The following is a 15,577-nucleotide window of genomic DNA, read 5'->3' as shown; positions in this document are numbered from 1 at the left end:
CGGTTACATTCCGAACCCGGAAGTTAAGCTTCCCAGCGCCGATGGTACTGCACTCGGGAGGGTGTGGGAGAGTAGGTCACCGCCGGACAATCTTTTGATGGGGGTCCATGCGGGTCTGGCATTCGTGCCGGGCCTGTGTGGGCCCCTTTCGCATGCCCGCAATCGACCGGTATCAGGTCTGGTCCCTGCTTGGGACGGACATTTGGGCTCGGGTCGGCGTCGGCTACGGACATTTGGGTTCGGGTGGGCGTCGGCTTGTGCCGGCGGACTGGTTATGTGTCTGCTGCCTTCAGTGCGGCGTCAATTGGGCATGTCGTGAATCTGCGTGTGCCAGTCCGCATGTCGTGAATCATGCTGCTGCGAACCAGGTGATCTCCTTGAGCCCTCGTATGCCTGAGGTGCATGAGGCCGGCCGCTGCTGCATGCGACATGAGGCGGGGCGCGTACCGGCCAAGGGGGCGCGTACTGGCCAAGCTCGCGTGCTCGGGTTCTTCTGTTCTCCTGGTCCGGTTCTGCTGCTCGGGTTTTATGTGACCTAGCGGGGGCTCGTGGCTGTCTGGGACCCATGGGCGGTTGAATGTCACGCTTTGAGGTCGCGCCGGTTCAGGGAGTTGATGGAAATGGGCGCCGTGGCGGACGGCGAGGCGGCACACTGGTGTTCGGCGGCCATCGCGGGGTTCCCCTTCAGTCCAGGTCATGCACTCGAAGGATCGTGCGATGGCCGTCTTCGTGTCTTCGGACAGCCGAGACCGTCAGCGCTCGGCCGCTTCCTGGGTCTGGAGGAGCGGCTCGATGCGGTAGGGGATCTGTGTGGAGAGGGCGATCGTGCTGTCCGTGCGCTGTACCGCAGGTGAGGCCAGCACGGCGGCGATGATCTCCTGAAGGTGGTCGGTGCTTCTCGCCACCACCCGGCAGAGCAGATCGTGCTGCCCGCTCGTACCGTGCACCTCCAAGATCTGCGGCACGCTGTGCAACGCATGGACGGCCTCCGTCAGGCGCCCCTGGGCGATCTGCAGCCAGACGAACGCCAGGATCGGGTATCCCGCGAGAGCGGGTGACACCGTGGGACCGAAGTCTTCGATGACGCCTCGCGCCATCAGCTTCTCCACCCGTGCCTGTACGGTGCCCCGGGCGACGCCCAGGAGGCGTGCGGTCTCGGTGAGGCCGATGCGGGGATGGGCCCGCATGGTCACCAGGAGCCTGGCATCCAGCTCGTCCACGGGAGCCTCCTCGGCGACTGTGCGATTCGTCCATCTCATGCACGTTCGGTCATGCGGTACTTAGCGTATCGACCAGTCGGAGACAGCGCTCTTGCCAGATTTTCGTGGAGTTGCTGTCATCTGGTGCATGTTCGAGGAAGCGCAGTATTTCGCCCCGGTCGCGGAGCAGGATGACGGTTCGGTCGTGGTCGAGCTGGCGTCCTCCCATCCCGGCTTCGCGGACCCGGTCTACCGGGCCAGGCGCAACGCCATCGCGCAGCTGGCTGTGAACCACCGCAAGGGCACGCCGATCCCCGCTGCCGAGTACACCGAGCAGGAGCACGGCATCTGGGCGCTGGTCACCAGGGAGCTGGCGGTCAAGCACGCCAAGTACGCCACCGCCGAGTACCTCGAAGGGGCGGAGCGGCTCGGCCTGCCCGACGACCGGATCCCGCAGCTTGAGGAGGTCAGCGGGCTGTTGTCGCCGCTGACCGGGTTCCGCTACCTGCCGGCTGCCGGGCTCGTCCCGTTGCGTGACTTCTACGGCGTGCTCGCGGACGGGTACTTCCACTCCACCCAGTACATCCGCCACCATTCCGTGCCGTTCTACACGCCGGAGCCGGACATCATCCACGAGGTCATCGGGCACGCCAACGCGCTGGCCCACGACCGGTACGCGGCCCTCTACCGGCTCGCCGGCGCCGCGGCTCGGCGGGTGGAGAGCGAGCCGGCGTTGGAGTTCGTGTCTAAGGTGTTCTGGTTCACGCTGGAGTTCGGCGTGATGAGCGAAGGGCCGGAGCTCAAGGCGTACGGGGCGGGCATCCTGTCCTCGTACGGGGAGATCGAGGAGTTCCGTGGCATGGACATCCGGCCGCTGGACCTTCGGGTGATGGGCACGACGCAGTACGACATCACGAAATATCAGGATGTGCTGTTCCGGGCGGAGTCGCTCCAGCATCTGGAGGATGTCGTAGGCGGGTTCTGGGAGACCTGCGACGACGATTCGATCGCTGGGTTGCTGGGCGGGAACCAGGGGTAATGGCGCGGCGACGGGCCAGCGGTTGTGGCGGGGGCAATGGTGTGGTGGCCATCGCGGGAGATCCTGCGATGGCCGTCGCGCGCCGTATGGCGTCGTACGACTTGGCGCTTGGTCGCGGTCCAGTCGTGAAGTTCGGCGTGGGTTGGGTGTGGGTTGGGTGTGGGTTGGCTGGGCGCGGACAACCGCGATGGCGGAGCGACCGGCGCTGGGGCGGGGGTTCTGGCGGCCGATCGTGGGGTTAGCGCGCGGCGGTGGGTGCTTCCGGTGGTGTGTGGTGGTGGCTAGCGACGGGTCGTAGTTTGTCGGGATAATCTGGCAATGATCGTCGGCAGGGTGGCGCGCCGGGTCGCGGTGGTCGCCCTTCTGGTGGCGCCGCTGGCTGTGCCCGCGCCGCCAGCACTTGTTCCGCCCCTTCCTGCGCTCGCCGCCGCCGACAGGCCCGACGGGAGATCCGAGGGCAGACCCGACGGGAGATCCGACGGGAGATCCCAGAGCGAGTCTGACGGTGAACCCGAGAGTGACTACGACAGCGCACCCGTGAGTGACCCCGACGGCGCACCCGAGGGAGACTACGACGGCGAGTTCGTGAGCGGGCCTGCGGACAAGCTCGACAGCGGCACCACGGCCCAGACCGCGCGTGAGGGCCGGAGAAGCATCGAGAGCGCCGGGTTCAGGGGTACCGGTGGTGAGGTCGAGCGTGCCGGCACCGTGCCCCTGCGGGACGCCCGCGAGGCCGCGACCAAGCCTTCGCGGCGGGAGAAGGTCGTGCCTGTTCCCGCCAAGAGCCTGACGCGGCGGCTCGACCGTTACCTCGCCGGTCGGCCCGGGCCCGTGACCGCCATGGTGCGGGACCTCACCAACGGCCGCCTGTACCGCTACCACCGTGGCGAGCGCCTGATCACCGCCAGCTCCGCCAAGGTGCAGATCCTCATGGCGCTCCTTCTCCGCACCCCGTGGCGCGAGCTGCCCAAGGCCGTGCGCCGCGACGCCGATCTGATGATCCGCTACAGCGACAACCACGCGGCCGACCGGCTCTGGGTGCGCATCGGCGGTCCGGACGGGTTCACCAGGGCGGGGCGCAGGTTAGGGCTGCGCCACACCGTGGGCGTGCCGGGTAGGTGCGTGGATCTGTACTGCTGGGGCATCACGCCCACCTCGGCCGAGGACCAGGTGCGGCTGATGCGGGCCCTGATGTCGGACCGGAGCCCGTTGCCCGCGAAGGATCGGGAGCAGGTGCTGCGGTTGATGGGCCGGGTCGTCGCCGGGCAGAACTGGGGGGTCAGCGCCGCCGCCTGCGAGGGTGACCGCGTGGCTCTGAAGAACGGCTGGCTGAAGCGGGTCTCCACCAAGCGTTGGGCCGTGGTCACGGTCGGGCTGATCCGCGGGCGCGGCAAGGGCGCGGTGGGGCACGATTACGCGGTCGCGGTGCTCAGTGAGGGTGCCGCCGAGGTGGGGCACGGCATCGCGACCGTCGAGGGTGTGGCGACGCGCGTCATGCGGGCGTTCCGCACCTGCCGGGGGTCATGAGCCGCAGCGAACCACCGGTCCTGCGCACCCGCTGGGCCTGACAGTTCCCCCGCATCTGCCGGTCCTGCGCACCCGCTGGGCTTGACGGCCACCCCGCATCTGCCGGTCCTGCGCACCCTGCCGTGCCTGACAGCTGCCCCGCACCAGCCGGCCCTGCGCACCTGTCCGCGTGACCACCTGCGGGAGGCGACTGCCAGTCGCGGCCGGCGGGTGGCGCTTCGGGGCATGGCGCGGCGAGCACCCTGGGCCAAAGCGGACCGCCAGTACCACCGACCCACACCACCGCTAAAGACCCGCACCACCGCTACAGACCCGCACCGCCACCGACCCGCACCAGGCCCATCGGCGACCGCCGCCGCCCCAGGCCCTCAGGCGCCCAGCCCCACCACCGCCGAGATCAACCGGGTCAGGAAGGTGAGCCCGGGGTGACGAGGCGGTAGCCGACCCCGCGTACCGTCTGGATGAGCTGGTCGTCGTCGTCGCCGAGGCGGGCGCGCAGTCGCTTGACGTGGACCGCGATCGTGTTCGTGGACGTGCCGGCCCCCGCATGCCACACGTGCCTCATGATCTGCTCACGCGTCACCGTGCGGTCGGCGTTGCGCATCAGGTACAGCAGCAGCTCGAACTCCCGCAGCGGCAGGTGGACGACCTGCCCGTCCACGCGTACCCGGTAGGCCCGCACGTCCAGCTCGACCGCCCCGACGGCGAGCACGTCGCGCTGCTCCGGGGAGGCGGCGTGGATGAACGGCAGCAGCTCGGGCACCCGGTACGGCCGGGCGACGCAGGCGGCGGCCCCGGCGGCGAGCGCCTGGAGGGCCTGGTCGGCGTTGCCCTCTCCGACCCCGAGCAGGACGGGCACGGCCCGGGCGACCCGGACCGCGCGCACGAAGTCGACGGCGTTGATGACCGGCAGCGTGGCCGACACGAGCACCACGTCCGGCTGGAGCGCGCCGGCCTGCAGGAGGCCCTGGGCGCCGTCGGGCGCGCCTGTGACGGCCACGCCCTCGCGTTCGAGGGCGTCGGCGAGTTCTCCGACGACCTCCTCGTCGGGGTCGGCGATGAGCAGTACGGGCCTGGTCCGTGTGTCCCCGTGCACCGTGGATGCCGCCTGCTGGTGGGTCATCAGCCGAAGCGCCCGGTGATGTAGTCCTCGGTCGCCTTCTGCGAGGGGTTGGTGAACATCCGGGAAGTTTCGTCCATTTCCACCACCTTGCCCGGCTTGCCTTGCTCGGACAGGTTGAAGAAGGCCGTCCGGTCGCTGACCCGGGCCGCCTGCTGCATGTTGTGGGTGACGATGACGATCGTGTACTGGTCCTTGAGCTTGACCATGAGGTCCTCGATCGCCAGCGTGGAGATCGGGTCGAGCGCCGAGCACGGCTCATCCATCAGCAGCACCTGCGGCTTGACCGCGATCGCGCGGGCGATGCACAGCCGCTGCTGCTGGCCGCCCGACAGGCCCGCGCCGGGCTTGTTGAGCCGGTCCTTGACCTCGTTCCAGAGGTTGGCGCCCTTGAGCGACTCCTCGACGACGCCGTCGGTCTCCGACTTGGAGACGCGGCCGTTGAGCCGCAGGCCCGCCGCCACGTTCTCGTAGATGGACATCGTGGGGAACGGGTTCGGACGCTGGAAGACCATGCCGATCAGCCTGCGCACCGACACCGGCTCGACGGAGGTCCCGTAGAGGTCCTCGCCGTCGAGCAGCACCTTGCCCTCCACCCGCGCGCCGGGGATGACCTCGTGCATGCGGTTGAGCGTGCGCAGGAACGTCGACTTGCCGCACCCTGACGGGCCGATGAACGCCGTGATCGAGCGCGGCTCGATCGTCATCGAGACGTCCTCGATGGCCTTGTGCGACCCGTAGTACGCGTCGAGACCGGAGACCTGGATCTGCTTGGACATTGCGCTGATACCCCCTATCGGCCCCTGGCGGGCGAGCGCCACCAGGCGATGAGGCGCGCCACCAGATTGAGCAGCATGACGATCAGGATGAGCGTGAGGGCTCCGGTCCAGGCCCGGTCGATGGCGGTGTCGTTGGGACGTGCCGCCTGGTCGAAGACATAGAGGGGGAGCCCCATCTGTGGCCCGTTGAACGGGTCGTTGTTGATGGAGTCGGTGAAGAACACGGTCAGCAGCAGCGGCGCCGTCTCGCCGGCGACGCGGGCGACGGCCAGCATGACGCCCGTGACGATGCCGGTGAGCGCGGTCGGCAGCACGACCTTCACGATCGTGCGCCACTTGGCCACGCCCAGCGCGTACGAGGCCTCGCGCAGGTCGTTCGGCACGAGGCGGAGCATCTCCTCGGCCGACCTGACCACCGTCGGCATCATGAGGATCGACAGGGCGAGCGCCCCGGCCAGGCCGGAGAACGGCATGCCGAGGAACAGGACCCAGAACGCCAGGATGAACAGGCCGGTGACGACGGACGGGACGCCGGTCATGACGTCCACGAAGAAGCTGATGGCCCGGCTCAGCCGGCCGCCGTTGCCGTACTCGGTGAGGTAGATCGCCGTGAGCAGGCCGATCGGCACCGAGATGGCGGAGGCGAGCAGCACCTGCTCCAGCGTGCCGATGATCGCGTGGTACGCGCCGCCGCCCGCGTCGCGCGCGCCGATGTTGCGCATGGAGTGGGTGAGGAACTCCATGTCGAACCGGGCCAGACCCTTGCTGATCACCAGCCAGAGCACCGAGACGAGCGGCACGACGGCCAGGGCGAACGCCAGATAGACCAGCCCCTGCGCCAGGCGGTCCTTGACGCGGCGGCCGGTCGAGATGTGCTGGACGGTGGTCATGCGCCGCTCCTCGCGTATTCCTTGCGGCGGTTGATGATCATGCGGGCGGCCGTGTTGACGAGCAGCGTGATGACGAACAGCACCAGGCCGGAGGCGATCAACGCGCCGCGGCCGATCGGGGTGGCCTCGCCGAAGCCGTTGGCGATGTTGGCCGCGATGCTGTTGCCGTGCGGGGTGAGGATCTCGAACGTGATGTCGAACGTGGCGGGGAAGATGAGCGCGACCGCGATCGTCTCGCCCATGGCCCGGCCAAGGCCGAGCATCGAGGCGCTGACCACGCCGGGGCGGCCGAACGGCAGGACCGCCATGCGGATCATCTCCCAGCGGGTGGCGCCGAGGGCGAGCGCGGCCTCCTCGTTCATCTTCGGGGTCTGGAGGAAGACCTCGCGGGAGATCGCGGCGATGATCGGCAGGATCATGATGGCCAGCACGACGCCGCCGGCCAGCATGGTCTTGCCGCCGATAGCGCCCTCGCCGGAGAACAGCGGGAACCAGCCGAGGTGCGCGTTCAGCCACTCCGAAGGCGTCTTGAGAAGCGGCACCAGGAACGTCACGCCCCACAGGCCGTAGACGACGCTGGGCACGGCGGCGAGCAGGTCGACCAGGTAGCCGAGCGGCCCGGCCAGGCGGCGGGGGGCGTAGTGGGAGATGAACAGCGCCACGCCCATGGCCACCGGGGTGGCGATGACCAGCGCGATGGCGGAGCTGAGGACGGTGCCGAAGGCCAGGGCGGCGATGCCGAAGACCTGGCTGCCGTTCGGTTCCCAGGTCAGGTCGGTGAAGAAGCCGCCCTTGTTGGCCCGCAGCGCGGGAACCGCCTCGCTGATGAGGAACACGGCGATGGCCGCCATGATCCCGAGCAGGAGGATGCCCGCGCCGGTGGCTGCGTAGCGGAAGGGCGTCTCACCGTGGCTGCGCCGCGAGGCGGGCCGGCCCGTGGCCGGCCCGCCCCCGCGGGTACGGACGTCAGTCGTCATCGGCGATCAGGAGATGGCCTCGACGGCGGAGCGGACCTTGGTCAGCAGCTCGCCCGACAGGGGAGCGTAACCGAGGTCCTTCAGCGCGGTCTGGCCCTCGTCGCTGGCGGTGTAGGTGAGGAAGGACTTGACCAGCTTGGCCTCCTCGGGGGCCAGACCCTTCTCACAGGTGATCTCGTACGTCACGAGGACGATGGGGTAGGCGCCCGCCGTCTTGGTGCCGTAGTCGATCTTCAGTTTGAGGTCGTTGCCGGTGCCCTCGACCGTGGCGGTCTCGACGGTCTTGGCCGCGCTCTCGGCGGTCAGCTCGACGAACTCGCCCGTGCCGTTGGCGACCTTGGCCTTCTGGAGCTGGGAGTTCTCGGCGAACGACAGCTCGACGTAGCTGATGGCGCCCTCGGTGCCCTTGACCGACGAGGCGATGCCGTCGGAGCCCTTGGCGCCCTGGCCCTTGGCCTCGGCGGGCCAGGCCTTGGCCGGCTCGTACGGCCACTCGGCGGTGGCCTTGAGGAACTTGGTGAAGTTGTCGCTGGTGCCCGACTCGTCGGCCCGGTGGAAGGCCTGGATCGGGGTGGCGGGCAGCTTCGCCTGCGGGTTGTCGGCCTTGATGGCCGCGTCGTCCCACTTGGTGATCTTGCCGCTGAAGATGGCGCCGATCGTCTTGGGCGAAAGCTGCAGGCCGTCCACGCCCGGGAGGTTGTAGACGACGGCGACCGGGCCGGTGACCATCGGGATGTTGATGGCCTTGCCGGTCTTGCAGCGGGCGTCGGCCTGCGCCGGCTCGCCCTTGTCCTCCTTGAGGGCCGAGTCGGAACCCGCGAAGGCGACCGTGCCCTGGATGAACGCCTGCACGCCCGCTCCCGAGCCGCTCGGCTGGTAGTTCACGCTGACGCCGGAGTTCTTGGACTGGAAGTCCTTCTTCCACTGGTCGATCGCGTTGGCCTGGGCCGAGGAACCGGCGGCGTTGATGGTGCCGCTCAGCCCGCCTTCGGCGGCGCCCGTGGCCGCGGCGGAGCTGGTGCCCGCGTTGCTGCCCGAGCTGTTGTTGTCTGTGCCGCACGCAGCGAGCGAGAGCGCGCCGACTACGGCGACGGCGGCGAGCCGGCCTGCATACTTCACGGTTGGGTTCCTCCCACTTGGTCCTTAGTCGCCCTTGAAGCTATGCAGGCAAAGTGACTCGCAACCCCTGACGAGGGTGAACGTTCGGTGAACGGGCCCGGTCGCCCCCATGATGGGGTTTATGACGTATCGCGTATGCCTCGTGTGCATGGGGAACATCTGCCGGTCACCCATGGCGGAGGTCGTCCTCCGCCGCGTGCTGGAGGGCCACGGGCTGGCCCGGCGCGTGACCGTGGAGAGCGCGGGCACGGGCGGCTGGCACGCCGGCGACCCGATGGACGACCGCGCCCTGCGCACGCTGTCCGACCACGGGTACGACGGCTCGGCGCACCGCGCCCGGCAGTTCACCCGCGACTGGTTCGACCGCTACGACCTGGTCCTCGCCATGGACCGCGACAACCTGGCCGTCCTGCGCGGGATGGCGCCGGCCGGCGTCGAGGTGAGCCTGTTCCGCTCGTTCGACCCGGCGGCGCCCGAGGGGGCCGAGGTGCCCGACCCGTACTACGGGGGACCCGAGGGTTTCGAGGAGGTGCTGGAGCTCGTCGAGGCGGCGGCCGAGGGCCTGGCGAAGCACATCAGCGATGAGATCGGCTGAGGACCTCGGCGGCTCGCACGGCCGGCGGCTGCGGCGGGGCGTGCTGGACGACGGGCGGCAGGTCTTCGCCAAGGTGGGGACCGCCTCGCCGGCGTTCGCGTCGGAGGCGGCGGGGCTGCGGTGGCTGGGCGAGGTGATCGCCGTCCCCGAGGTCGTCGAGGTGGCCGAGGACCGGCTGGTGCTGTCGTGGGTGGATACGGAACCGCCCGTCCCGGCCGCCGCGGAGCGGCTCGGGCGGGAGCTCGCGCGCATGCACGCCGCCGGGGCGCCCGCCTTCGGCGCGCCCTGGCCGGGCTTCATCGCGGACCTGCCGATGGACAACTCGCCCGCCGACGACTGGCCGTCGTTCTACGCCACCCGCCGCGTGCTGCCCTTCGTACGGCTGGCCGGCCTGCCCGCGGAGGACGTACGGCTGATCGAGCGGGCCGTGGAGCGCTTCCCAGAGGCAGCAGGGCCGCCGGAGCCGCCGGCCCGCATCCACGGCGACCTGTGGAGCGGCAACGTGCTGTGGTCCGGCGGCACCGGGGTGCTCGTCGACCCGGCGGCGCACGGCGGGCACAGGGAGACGGACCTGGCCATGCTGGCGCTGTTCGGCATGCCGTACGAGGACCGCATCCTGGCGGCGTACCAGGAGGAGAGCCCGCTGGCGGACGGCTGGCGGGATCGCGTGCCGCTGCACCAGCTCCACCCGCTGCTGGTCCACGTGGTCCTGTTCGGCGGGTCGTACCGGGACAGCCTCATGCGGGCGGTGGCCCGAGTGGCGGCCCTCGGCCGGTGAACGGTCAGGCGCGCGGGTCGCGGCCCTCGTTCAGGCGCTTGAGGACCTCGTCGTGCAGGAGGCCGTTGGTGCAGACCATGCTGCCGCCCTCCAGGCTCGCCACGCCCTCGACGTCGGTCCAGACGCCGCCCGCCTCCTCGACGATCACCGTCAGGGCCGCCATGTCCCAGGGCGACAGCTCCGGCTCGGCCGAGATGTCGACCGAGCCCTCGGCGACCATCATGTGCGACCAGAAGTCGCCGTAGGCGCGGGTGCGCCAGCAGGCGCGGCCGAGGTCGAGGAACGGGCCGAGGCGGCCGGTCTCCTCCCAGCCGCCGAAGCTGGAGTAGGAGAACGACGCGTCGCCCAGGCCGGCGACCTGCGACACGCGCATGCGGGTGGCCCTGGCCAGGCTCTTGCCGGTCCACGCGCCGCCCTCGGTGGCGGCCCACCAGCGGCGGCCGAGCGCCGGGGCCGACACCAGGCCGACGACGACCTTGCCGTACTCCATCAGCGCGATCAGTGTCGCCCACACGGGCACGCCGCGCACGTAGTTCTTCGTGCCGTCGATGGGGTCGACGATCCAGGACCTGGCGCCCCAGCCGGTCCGGCCGAACTCCTCGCCCACGACCGCGTCGCGCGGGCGCGCGCGGCGCAGCGTGCCACGGATGATCTCCTCGACCGCCCGGTCCGCGTCACTGACCGGGGTGAGGTCGGGCTTGGTCTCGACCTTGAGGTCCACGGCCTTGAACCGGCGCATGGTCAGGTCGTCGGCGGCGTCCGCCATCACGTGGGCGAGGCGTAGATCGTCGTTGTAACCCTGCACGGTTTGCCACGCTACCGTGCCGGGCGGCTCGCGCATCAGGGGCCCGTGTCGCCTTTCCCCCTTTCGCCGCGGCTCGGGGGTTACCGAGACTCCCGCGCTCATCCCCGTGGGGACTACTCCCGGCGTCGTAGTCGGGTCGATCGTTGATCCCGGTGCGGTAGTGGCAGATGACTCCGCTCGCAGGATGCCCCCGGACGGCAACCGGCCGACGATACATGAGACGGGATGCCGGTCGAGGGCGTGGGGACAGAGAGCCCCCGTCGCGGTCATTGATCACGAGAGGGCGGGATGTTGTGAAGAGGCGGATGGCGACATGGGTGAGCGTGGCCGTGCTGGGGGTCAGTGGGGGCACGGTGGCGGTGGCTCCCGCGTCCGGAGAGACGAGGGTCGCGCCGGCCGACGGGTTCGCGCCGGCCGGCTTCGATCCCGCGGAGCTGCAGTCCGCCATGGACGGCATCCACAGCGCGGGGATGCCGGGTGTGTACGCCGAGGTACGCGAGGCCGGCCAGGTATGGCGCGGCGCTTCCGGGGTCGCCGACCTCGAGACCGGCCGTCCCGTGCGGCCGGACATGCGGCAACGGGTCGGCAGCATCACCAAGGTCTTCACCGCCGCCGCGATTCTGCAGCAGGTCGAGAAGGGCCGGATCCGGCTCGACGCGCCGATCGGCCACTATCTCCCGAAGCTGGTGCCGGGTGATCGCGGCAAGGAGATCACGGTGCGGATGCTGCTCAACCACACCAGCGGCCTCGCCGAATACCTCACCTATGCGTTCCCGTCCCTGGCGAAGTACCCCTCCCTGCCGGACATATCGCCCAAGAGCCTTGACGACAACCGGTTCAGGCGGTTCCCCCCGACCGAGCTGATCAGGATGGGGGTCACGGCGCCTGCCACCGGCAAGCCCGGAGGCACTCCGGGGGTGTACTCCAACACCAACTACCTGCTTCTCGGCGAGCTTCTGGAGCAGGTGACCGGCACCACGGCCGAGCAGTACATCACCCAGAGCGTCATCAAGCGTGCTGGGCTCCGGCACACCGAGTTTCCGGACGGGCCACGCATCAAGGGGCCGCACCCGCGGATGTACGAGGCGTTCTTCGGCCTGATCGACCCGCCGCGCGACTACAGCGTCTATGACATGTCCTGGGTCGGGGTGTCGGCCTCTCTGGTGTCCACCATGGAGGATCTCAACCGCTTCTACGACCGGCTGCTTGCCGGCAAGATCGTCAAGCGGTCGTCGCTGGCGCAGATGCAGCGCACGGTCCCGGTCATCAGCCAAACCGGGCAGAAGATCGACTATGGCCTCGGCCTGCAGGTCAGGACCACGGATTGCGGCATCTTCTGGGGCAACGAGGGCTCGGCCTGGGGGGCCGCAACGGCGTCATGGACCAGCGCGGACGGCAAGCGGCAGATGTCCGTCGCGATGAACCTCGTGAGGTGGAACAGGCCCGACTCTTCGGGCAAGCCACAGCCCCACGCCATCGACGGCGCGCTGTCGGCCTTCTTCCGGCAAGCGCTGTGCGGCCACGGAGACGCCTAGGTCGAGAACACGCCCACCATCCCGGGCGGGGAGCAGGCCGATGACCGCGATCCGCTCCCCGCCCGGGATCGACCGGCGATCCACCCACCGGATGAACGTCCACTGCAGGAAGGCGCCTGGGCATGACTGTCACCCCGATCGATCTTTTCGCGTCGTCTGTCCACCTTGTCCAAGGCGGCACGATTCGCGCCGGGAAGACGGCAACGGACTCCGGCCAGGACGGCTGGCAGCTGGTGACCTTCTACGCGAAGACCGACGCCGACGTCCATGCCGACCACTGGGAAGTCCACCCCGAGGCGGAGGAGATCCTGTCCTGCCTCGTCGGGAAGATGCGCCTCTACCTCCGACCGGAGCGGCCGGGACAGCAGGAGGAAGAGATCAGGCTGACGGCCGGAACCGCGGCGATCGTCCCGCGCGGGCGATGGCACCGCATCGAGCTGGACACCCCCACGAACATCATGGCCATCACCCTGCCGCGTGGCAGCCGGCTGGAGAAGCGAACCGAAACGTAGGCAATCGCCGCGGCTTCTCGTCCGTGAGCTCGCCGAACGCGAGCAGCGTCGGGGCATGACGGCGAGGTCCGGTGGCTGACGGATCGGCCACAGGATGACGTCCGGCGATGGACGCATTGACCAGGGTTCGAGGTCAGGTGGCGGAGGACTCGTCCGGGGCGCCGTCGCGGCTGGACAGCAGCCGGCGCAGCGACTCCAGGCGGACCTGGTCGGCGTGCCCCGCCGCCACCCACGCGTCCAGGGCGCATCCCTCACCCAGGTGGGTACAGCCCTTGGGACAGCCGACCGTGCCCTCCACCAGGTCGGGGAAGCCCGCGAGCACCGTCTCGACCGACACGTGGGCGAGGCCGAAGCTGCGCACCCCCGGCGTGTCGATGATCCAGCCGCCCTCCGGCAGCTCCAGGGCCACGGCCGACGTCGAGGTGTGGCGTCCCCGGCCGGTCACCGCGTTGACCTGGGACACCGCCCGGTTGGCGTCGGGCACGAGCGCGTTGACCAGCGTCGACTTACCCACCCCCGAGTGGCCCACGAGCACGCTGATGCGGCCCGTCAGGTGCTCGCGCAGCTCGTCCAGCGAGCCGCCCTTGCGCACCACGACATGCGGCACGCCGAGCGGCTGGTAGAGGCCGACCAGGTCGTCGGGCGGCGCGAGGTCGGACTTGGTGAGGCACAGCAGCGGATCGATCTCGGCGTCGAACGCGGCGACGAGAATCCGGTCGATCATGCGGGGCCGCGGCGGCGGGTCGGCCAGCGCGGTGACGATGACGAGCTGCTCGGCGTTGGCCACGACCGGCCGCTCGATGCCGTCGGTGTCGTCCGTGTCGTCGGCCGAGCGCCGCAGCATCGAGGTGCGCGGCTCCACCCGGACCACCCGGGCCAGCGCGTCGGGCCGGCCGGACACGTCGCCGACCAGCGCCACCCGATCGCCCACCACGATGCCCTTGCGGCCCAGCTCCCGGGCCTTCATCGCGACGACCAGATGGGAGCGCGGGCGCCCGGCGCGCTTGGCGGCCGAGCCCTTGGGCCGCTCCGCCTCCACCAGCGTGGTGTAGCGGCCCCGGTCGACCGCCACCACGAACCCCTCGACGGCGTCCTCGTGCGCAGGCCGGATGCGGGTCCGTGGCCGTGAGCCCTTGCCCGGCCTGACCCGTACGTCGTCCTCGTCGTACTCCCGCTTCTTCAGCGGTCTTCACCCCTGTGATCGCTCTGGCACGGCCTCGGCGCACCGAACATCGGCGGCACCCCGAACAACTCCGTCGGCCCCGGTGGCCGCACCCGCTCCGTGGACCGCAGCGGCCGCACTCGCTTCGCCGGCCCCGGCGGCCGCGACGGCTTCGGGGCGCTCATCGCCTGCCCAGCATCGACGCCCACATGTCCGTGAACTCCGGGAGGGTCTTACCCGTCGTCGCGATGTTCTCCACCTCGACACCGGGGACGGCGAGCCCGAGCACCGCGCCGGCGGTGGCCATGCGGTGGTCGTCGTAGCTGTGGAAGACGCCGCCGTGCAGCGGGCGCGGACGAACGACCAGGCCGTCGTCGGTCTCCTCGGCGTCGCCGCCCAGCCGGTTGATCTCGGTGGCGAGCGCCGCGAGCCGGTCGGTCTCGTGCCCCCGCAGGTGGGCGACGCCGCGCACGCGGCTGGGGGAGGAGGCCAGCGCGGCCAGGGCGGCGATCGTGGGTGTCAGCTCGCCCACCTCGCGCAGGTTGGCGTCGATGCCGTCGATCCGGCCCGAGCCGGTGACCGTCAGATCGCCGTCCTCGCTCAGCCGGACGGTGGCGCCCATGCCGGTGAGCAGCCCGCGCAGCGCGTCGCCCGGCTGGGTCGTACGGGCCGGCCAGCCGGAGATCGTGACCGTGCCGCCGGTGACCATGGCCGCCGCCAGGAACGGCGCCGCGTTGGACAGGTCGGGCTCGACCGTCAGGTCACGCGGCGCGACGGGACCGGGCTCCACGCGCCACACGTCGCGCTCGGAGTCGTCGACCCGCACGCCCACCTCGCGCAGCATCTGGACGGTCATGTCGATGTGCGGCTGCGACGGCACCGGCGGGCCGGCGTGGCGGATCGTCACGCCCTTCTCGAAACGCGCCGCCGTGAGCAGCAGCCCCGAGACGAACTGGGAGGAGGCCGACGCGTCGATCGTCACCTCGCCGCCCGCGATCGGCCCGCTGACGGTGAACGGCAGCGCGTCGCCCTCCACGCGGGCGCCCAGGGCGCGCAGCGCGTCGAGGATCGGGCCCATGGGACGCTTGCGGGCGTGCGGGTCGCCGTCGAACGAGACGGGGCCGTCGGCCAGCGCGGCCACCGGCGGGACGAACCGCATGACCGTGCCGGCCAGGCCGGCGTCCACGTGCGCGCCGCCGCGCACCGGGCCGGGCGTCACCCGCCAGTCGACCGAGGCCGAGGTCTCGGCCACCGGCTCCAGCGTCGCGCCGAGGGCGCGCAGGGCCGCGACCATGAGGTCGGCGTCGCGGCTGCGCAGCGCCCGGCGCACGGTGCCCGGCCCGTCGGCGAGGGCGGCGAGCACGAGGGCGCGGTTGGTGACCGACTTGGAGCCGGGCAGCTCGACGGACGCGGTCACGGGGCCGGTGGCGGCGGGAGCGGGCCAGTGCTGAGCGGGCATGGGCCAAGCTTATCGGGCCAGGGCCGGACCGGCCGTCGTCCTCGTCGGGACCCTGTGGACGAACGCCGTCCCTATGGACCG

15 protein-coding genes and 1 rRNA gene are annotated in these 15,577 nt (G+C 70.5%); 7 read left to right on the top strand and 9 right to left on the bottom strand.

Going from position 1 to position 15,577, the window contains the following annotated elements:
• Window positions 1-88: ribosomal RNA gene (gene rrf / locus ABZS51_RS21985) — 5S ribosomal RNA — on the top strand; the annotation flags it as partial.
• A gap of 664 nt (window positions 89-752) precedes the next feature.
• Here the strand turns inward: rrf and ABZS51_RS21980 are convergent.
• Window positions 753-1,220 (bottom strand): Lrp/AsnC family transcriptional regulator, encoded by a 468-nt coding sequence (locus ABZS51_RS21980; protein ID WP_310708558.1) that lies wholly within the window; start codon window positions 1,218-1,220, stop codon window positions 753-755.
• 127 nt (window positions 1,221-1,347) lie between these two features.
• Here ABZS51_RS21980 and ABZS51_RS21975 point away from each other — a divergent pair, with 127 nt between their 5' ends.
• Together ABZS51_RS21975 and ABZS51_RS21970 are read left to right on the top strand one after the other, a co-directional pair.
• The gene (locus tag ABZS51_RS21975) at window positions 1,348-2,238 is read left to right on the top strand and encodes a phenylalanine 4-monooxygenase (protein ID WP_355443906.1); all 891 of its coding nucleotides are present in this window, start codon (window positions 1,348-1,350) and stop codon (window positions 2,236-2,238) included.
• Between the two features lie 537 nt (window positions 2,239-2,775).
• Window positions 2,776-3,765 carry a serine hydrolase gene (locus ABZS51_RS21970; RefSeq protein WP_355443903.1) on the top strand — a complete coding sequence of 330 codons (990 nt, stop codon included), beginning with the start codon at window positions 2,776-2,778 and terminating at the stop codon, window positions 3,763-3,765.
• Window positions 3,766-4,171: 406 nt separating this feature from the next.
• Here ABZS51_RS21970 and ABZS51_RS21965 read toward each other — a convergent pair whose 3' ends face one another.
• Genes ABZS51_RS21965 through pstS form a run of 5 tightly spaced genes read right to left on the bottom strand, consistent with a single transcriptional unit; the run spans window position 4,172 to window position 8,650 of the window.
• A complete protein-coding gene (locus tag ABZS51_RS21965; RefSeq protein ID WP_355443900.1) occupies window positions 4,172-4,888 on the bottom strand; it encodes a response regulator transcription factor in 717 nt (238 codons plus the stop codon).
• Window positions 4,888-5,664 carry a phosphate ABC transporter ATP-binding protein PstB gene (gene pstB, locus ABZS51_RS21960; RefSeq protein WP_310708562.1) on the bottom strand — a complete coding sequence of 259 codons (777 nt, stop codon included), beginning with the start codon at window positions 5,662-5,664 and terminating at the stop codon, window positions 4,888-4,890. The genes ABZS51_RS21965 and pstB overlap by 1 nt, the downstream gene beginning before the upstream one ends.
• Window positions 5,665-5,678: 14 nt before the next feature.
• Window positions 5,679-6,554 (bottom strand): phosphate ABC transporter permease PstA, encoded by an 876-nt coding sequence (pstA, locus tag ABZS51_RS21955; RefSeq protein WP_310708563.1) that lies wholly within the window; start codon window positions 6,552-6,554, stop codon window positions 5,679-5,681.
• A complete protein-coding gene (pstC, locus tag ABZS51_RS21950) occupies window positions 6,551-7,531 on the bottom strand; it encodes a phosphate ABC transporter permease subunit PstC (protein WP_310708564.1) in 981 nt (326 codons plus the stop codon). The genes pstA and pstC overlap by 4 nt, the downstream gene beginning before the upstream one ends.
• 6 nt (window positions 7,532-7,537) lie before the next feature.
• Window positions 7,538-8,650 carry a phosphate ABC transporter substrate-binding protein PstS gene (gene pstS, locus ABZS51_RS21945; protein ID WP_310708565.1) on the bottom strand — a complete coding sequence of 371 codons (1,113 nt, stop codon included), beginning with the start codon at window positions 8,648-8,650 and terminating at the stop codon, window positions 7,538-7,540.
• A gap of 121 nt (window positions 8,651-8,771) precedes the next feature.
• Between pstS and ABZS51_RS21940 the strand changes: the two genes are divergently transcribed.
• A complete protein-coding gene (locus ABZS51_RS21940; protein WP_355443895.1) occupies window positions 8,772-9,245 on the top strand; it encodes a low molecular weight protein-tyrosine-phosphatase in 474 nt (157 codons plus the stop codon).
• Entirely contained in the window at window positions 9,232-10,023 is a 792-nt protein-coding gene (locus ABZS51_RS21935) for a fructosamine kinase family protein (protein ID WP_355443892.1), read from the top strand. The genes ABZS51_RS21940 and ABZS51_RS21935 overlap by 14 nt, the downstream gene beginning before the upstream one ends.
• A gap of 4 nt (window positions 10,024-10,027) precedes the next feature.
• Here the strand turns inward: ABZS51_RS21935 and hisN are convergent, their stop codons facing one another.
• Window positions 10,028-10,828: a histidinol-phosphatase gene (gene hisN / locus ABZS51_RS21930; RefSeq protein WP_310708568.1), complete on the bottom strand. Its 801-nt coding sequence runs from the start codon at window positions 10,826-10,828 to the stop codon at window positions 10,028-10,030.
• Window positions 10,829-11,133: 305 nt separating this feature from the next.
• Between hisN and ABZS51_RS21925 the strand changes: the two genes are divergently transcribed.
• Complete coding sequence (locus ABZS51_RS21925) at window positions 11,134-12,363, top strand: serine hydrolase domain-containing protein (protein ID WP_355443889.1); 1,230 nt, start codon at window positions 11,134-11,136, stop codon at window positions 12,361-12,363.
• Window positions 12,364-12,485: 122 nt separating this feature from the next.
• Window positions 12,486-12,875: a cupin gene (locus tag ABZS51_RS21920; protein WP_355443886.1), complete on the top strand. Its 390-nt coding sequence runs from the start codon at window positions 12,486-12,488 to the stop codon at window positions 12,873-12,875.
• Window positions 12,876-13,008: 133 nt separating this feature from the next.
• On the opposite strand, the gene rsgA is transcribed toward ABZS51_RS21920, so the two are convergent.
• On the bottom strand, window positions 13,009-14,058 hold the full coding sequence (gene rsgA / locus ABZS51_RS21915; RefSeq protein ID WP_310708873.1) for a ribosome small subunit-dependent GTPase A: 1,050 nt from the start codon (window positions 14,056-14,058) through the stop codon (window positions 13,009-13,011).
• 160 nt (window positions 14,059-14,218) lie between these two features.
• A complete protein-coding gene (gene aroA, locus ABZS51_RS21910; RefSeq protein WP_355443883.1) occupies window positions 14,219-15,496 on the bottom strand; it encodes a 3-phosphoshikimate 1-carboxyvinyltransferase in 1,278 nt (425 codons plus the stop codon).
• Window positions 15,497-15,577 lie beyond the last annotated feature (81 nt).

This window comes from Nonomuraea sp. NPDC005501 (genome assembly GCF_040605905.1).
In the GTDB taxonomy this organism is placed as follows: Bacteria; Actinomycetota; Actinomycetes; order Streptosporangiales; family Streptosporangiaceae; genus Nonomuraea.
Note: the sequence above shows the minus strand (reverse complement) of the source record. Positions and strands in the feature narration are given on the sequence as shown.

Bases quoted from the DNA above. Each gene is read 5' to 3' on its own strand.
- ABZS51_RS21965 (WP_355443900.1), bottom strand. From the start codon at position 4,888: ATGACCCACCAGCAGGCGGCATCCACGGTGCACGGGGACACACGGACC.
- ABZS51_RS21940 (WP_355443895.1), top strand. From the start codon at position 8,772: ATGACGTATCGCGTATGCCTCGTGTGCATGGGGAACATCTGCCGGTCA.
- ABZS51_RS21935 (WP_355443892.1), top strand. From the start codon at position 9,232: ATGAGATCGGCTGAGGACCTCGGCGGCTCGCACGGCCGGCGGCTGCGG.
- pstB (WP_310708562.1), bottom strand. From the start codon at position 5,664: ATGTCCAAGCAGATCCAGGTCTCCGGTCTCGACGCGTACTACGGGTCG.
- pstC (WP_310708564.1), bottom strand. From the start codon at position 7,531: ATGACGACTGACGTCCGTACCCGCGGGGGCGGGCCGGCCACGGGCCGG.
- pstA (WP_310708563.1), bottom strand. From the start codon at position 6,554: ATGACCACCGTCCAGCACATCTCGACCGGCCGCCGCGTCAAGGACCGC.
- ABZS51_RS21920 (WP_355443886.1), top strand. From the start codon at position 12,486: ATGACTGTCACCCCGATCGATCTTTTCGCGTCGTCTGTCCACCTTGTC.
- aroA (WP_355443883.1), bottom strand. From the start codon at position 15,496: ATGCCCGCTCAGCACTGGCCCGCTCCCGCCGCCACCGGCCCCGTGACC.
- ABZS51_RS21925 (WP_355443889.1), top strand. From the start codon at position 11,134: ATGGCGACATGGGTGAGCGTGGCCGTGCTGGGGGTCAGTGGGGGCACG.
- ABZS51_RS21975 (WP_355443906.1), top strand. From the start codon at position 1,348: ATGTTCGAGGAAGCGCAGTATTTCGCCCCGGTCGCGGAGCAGGATGAC.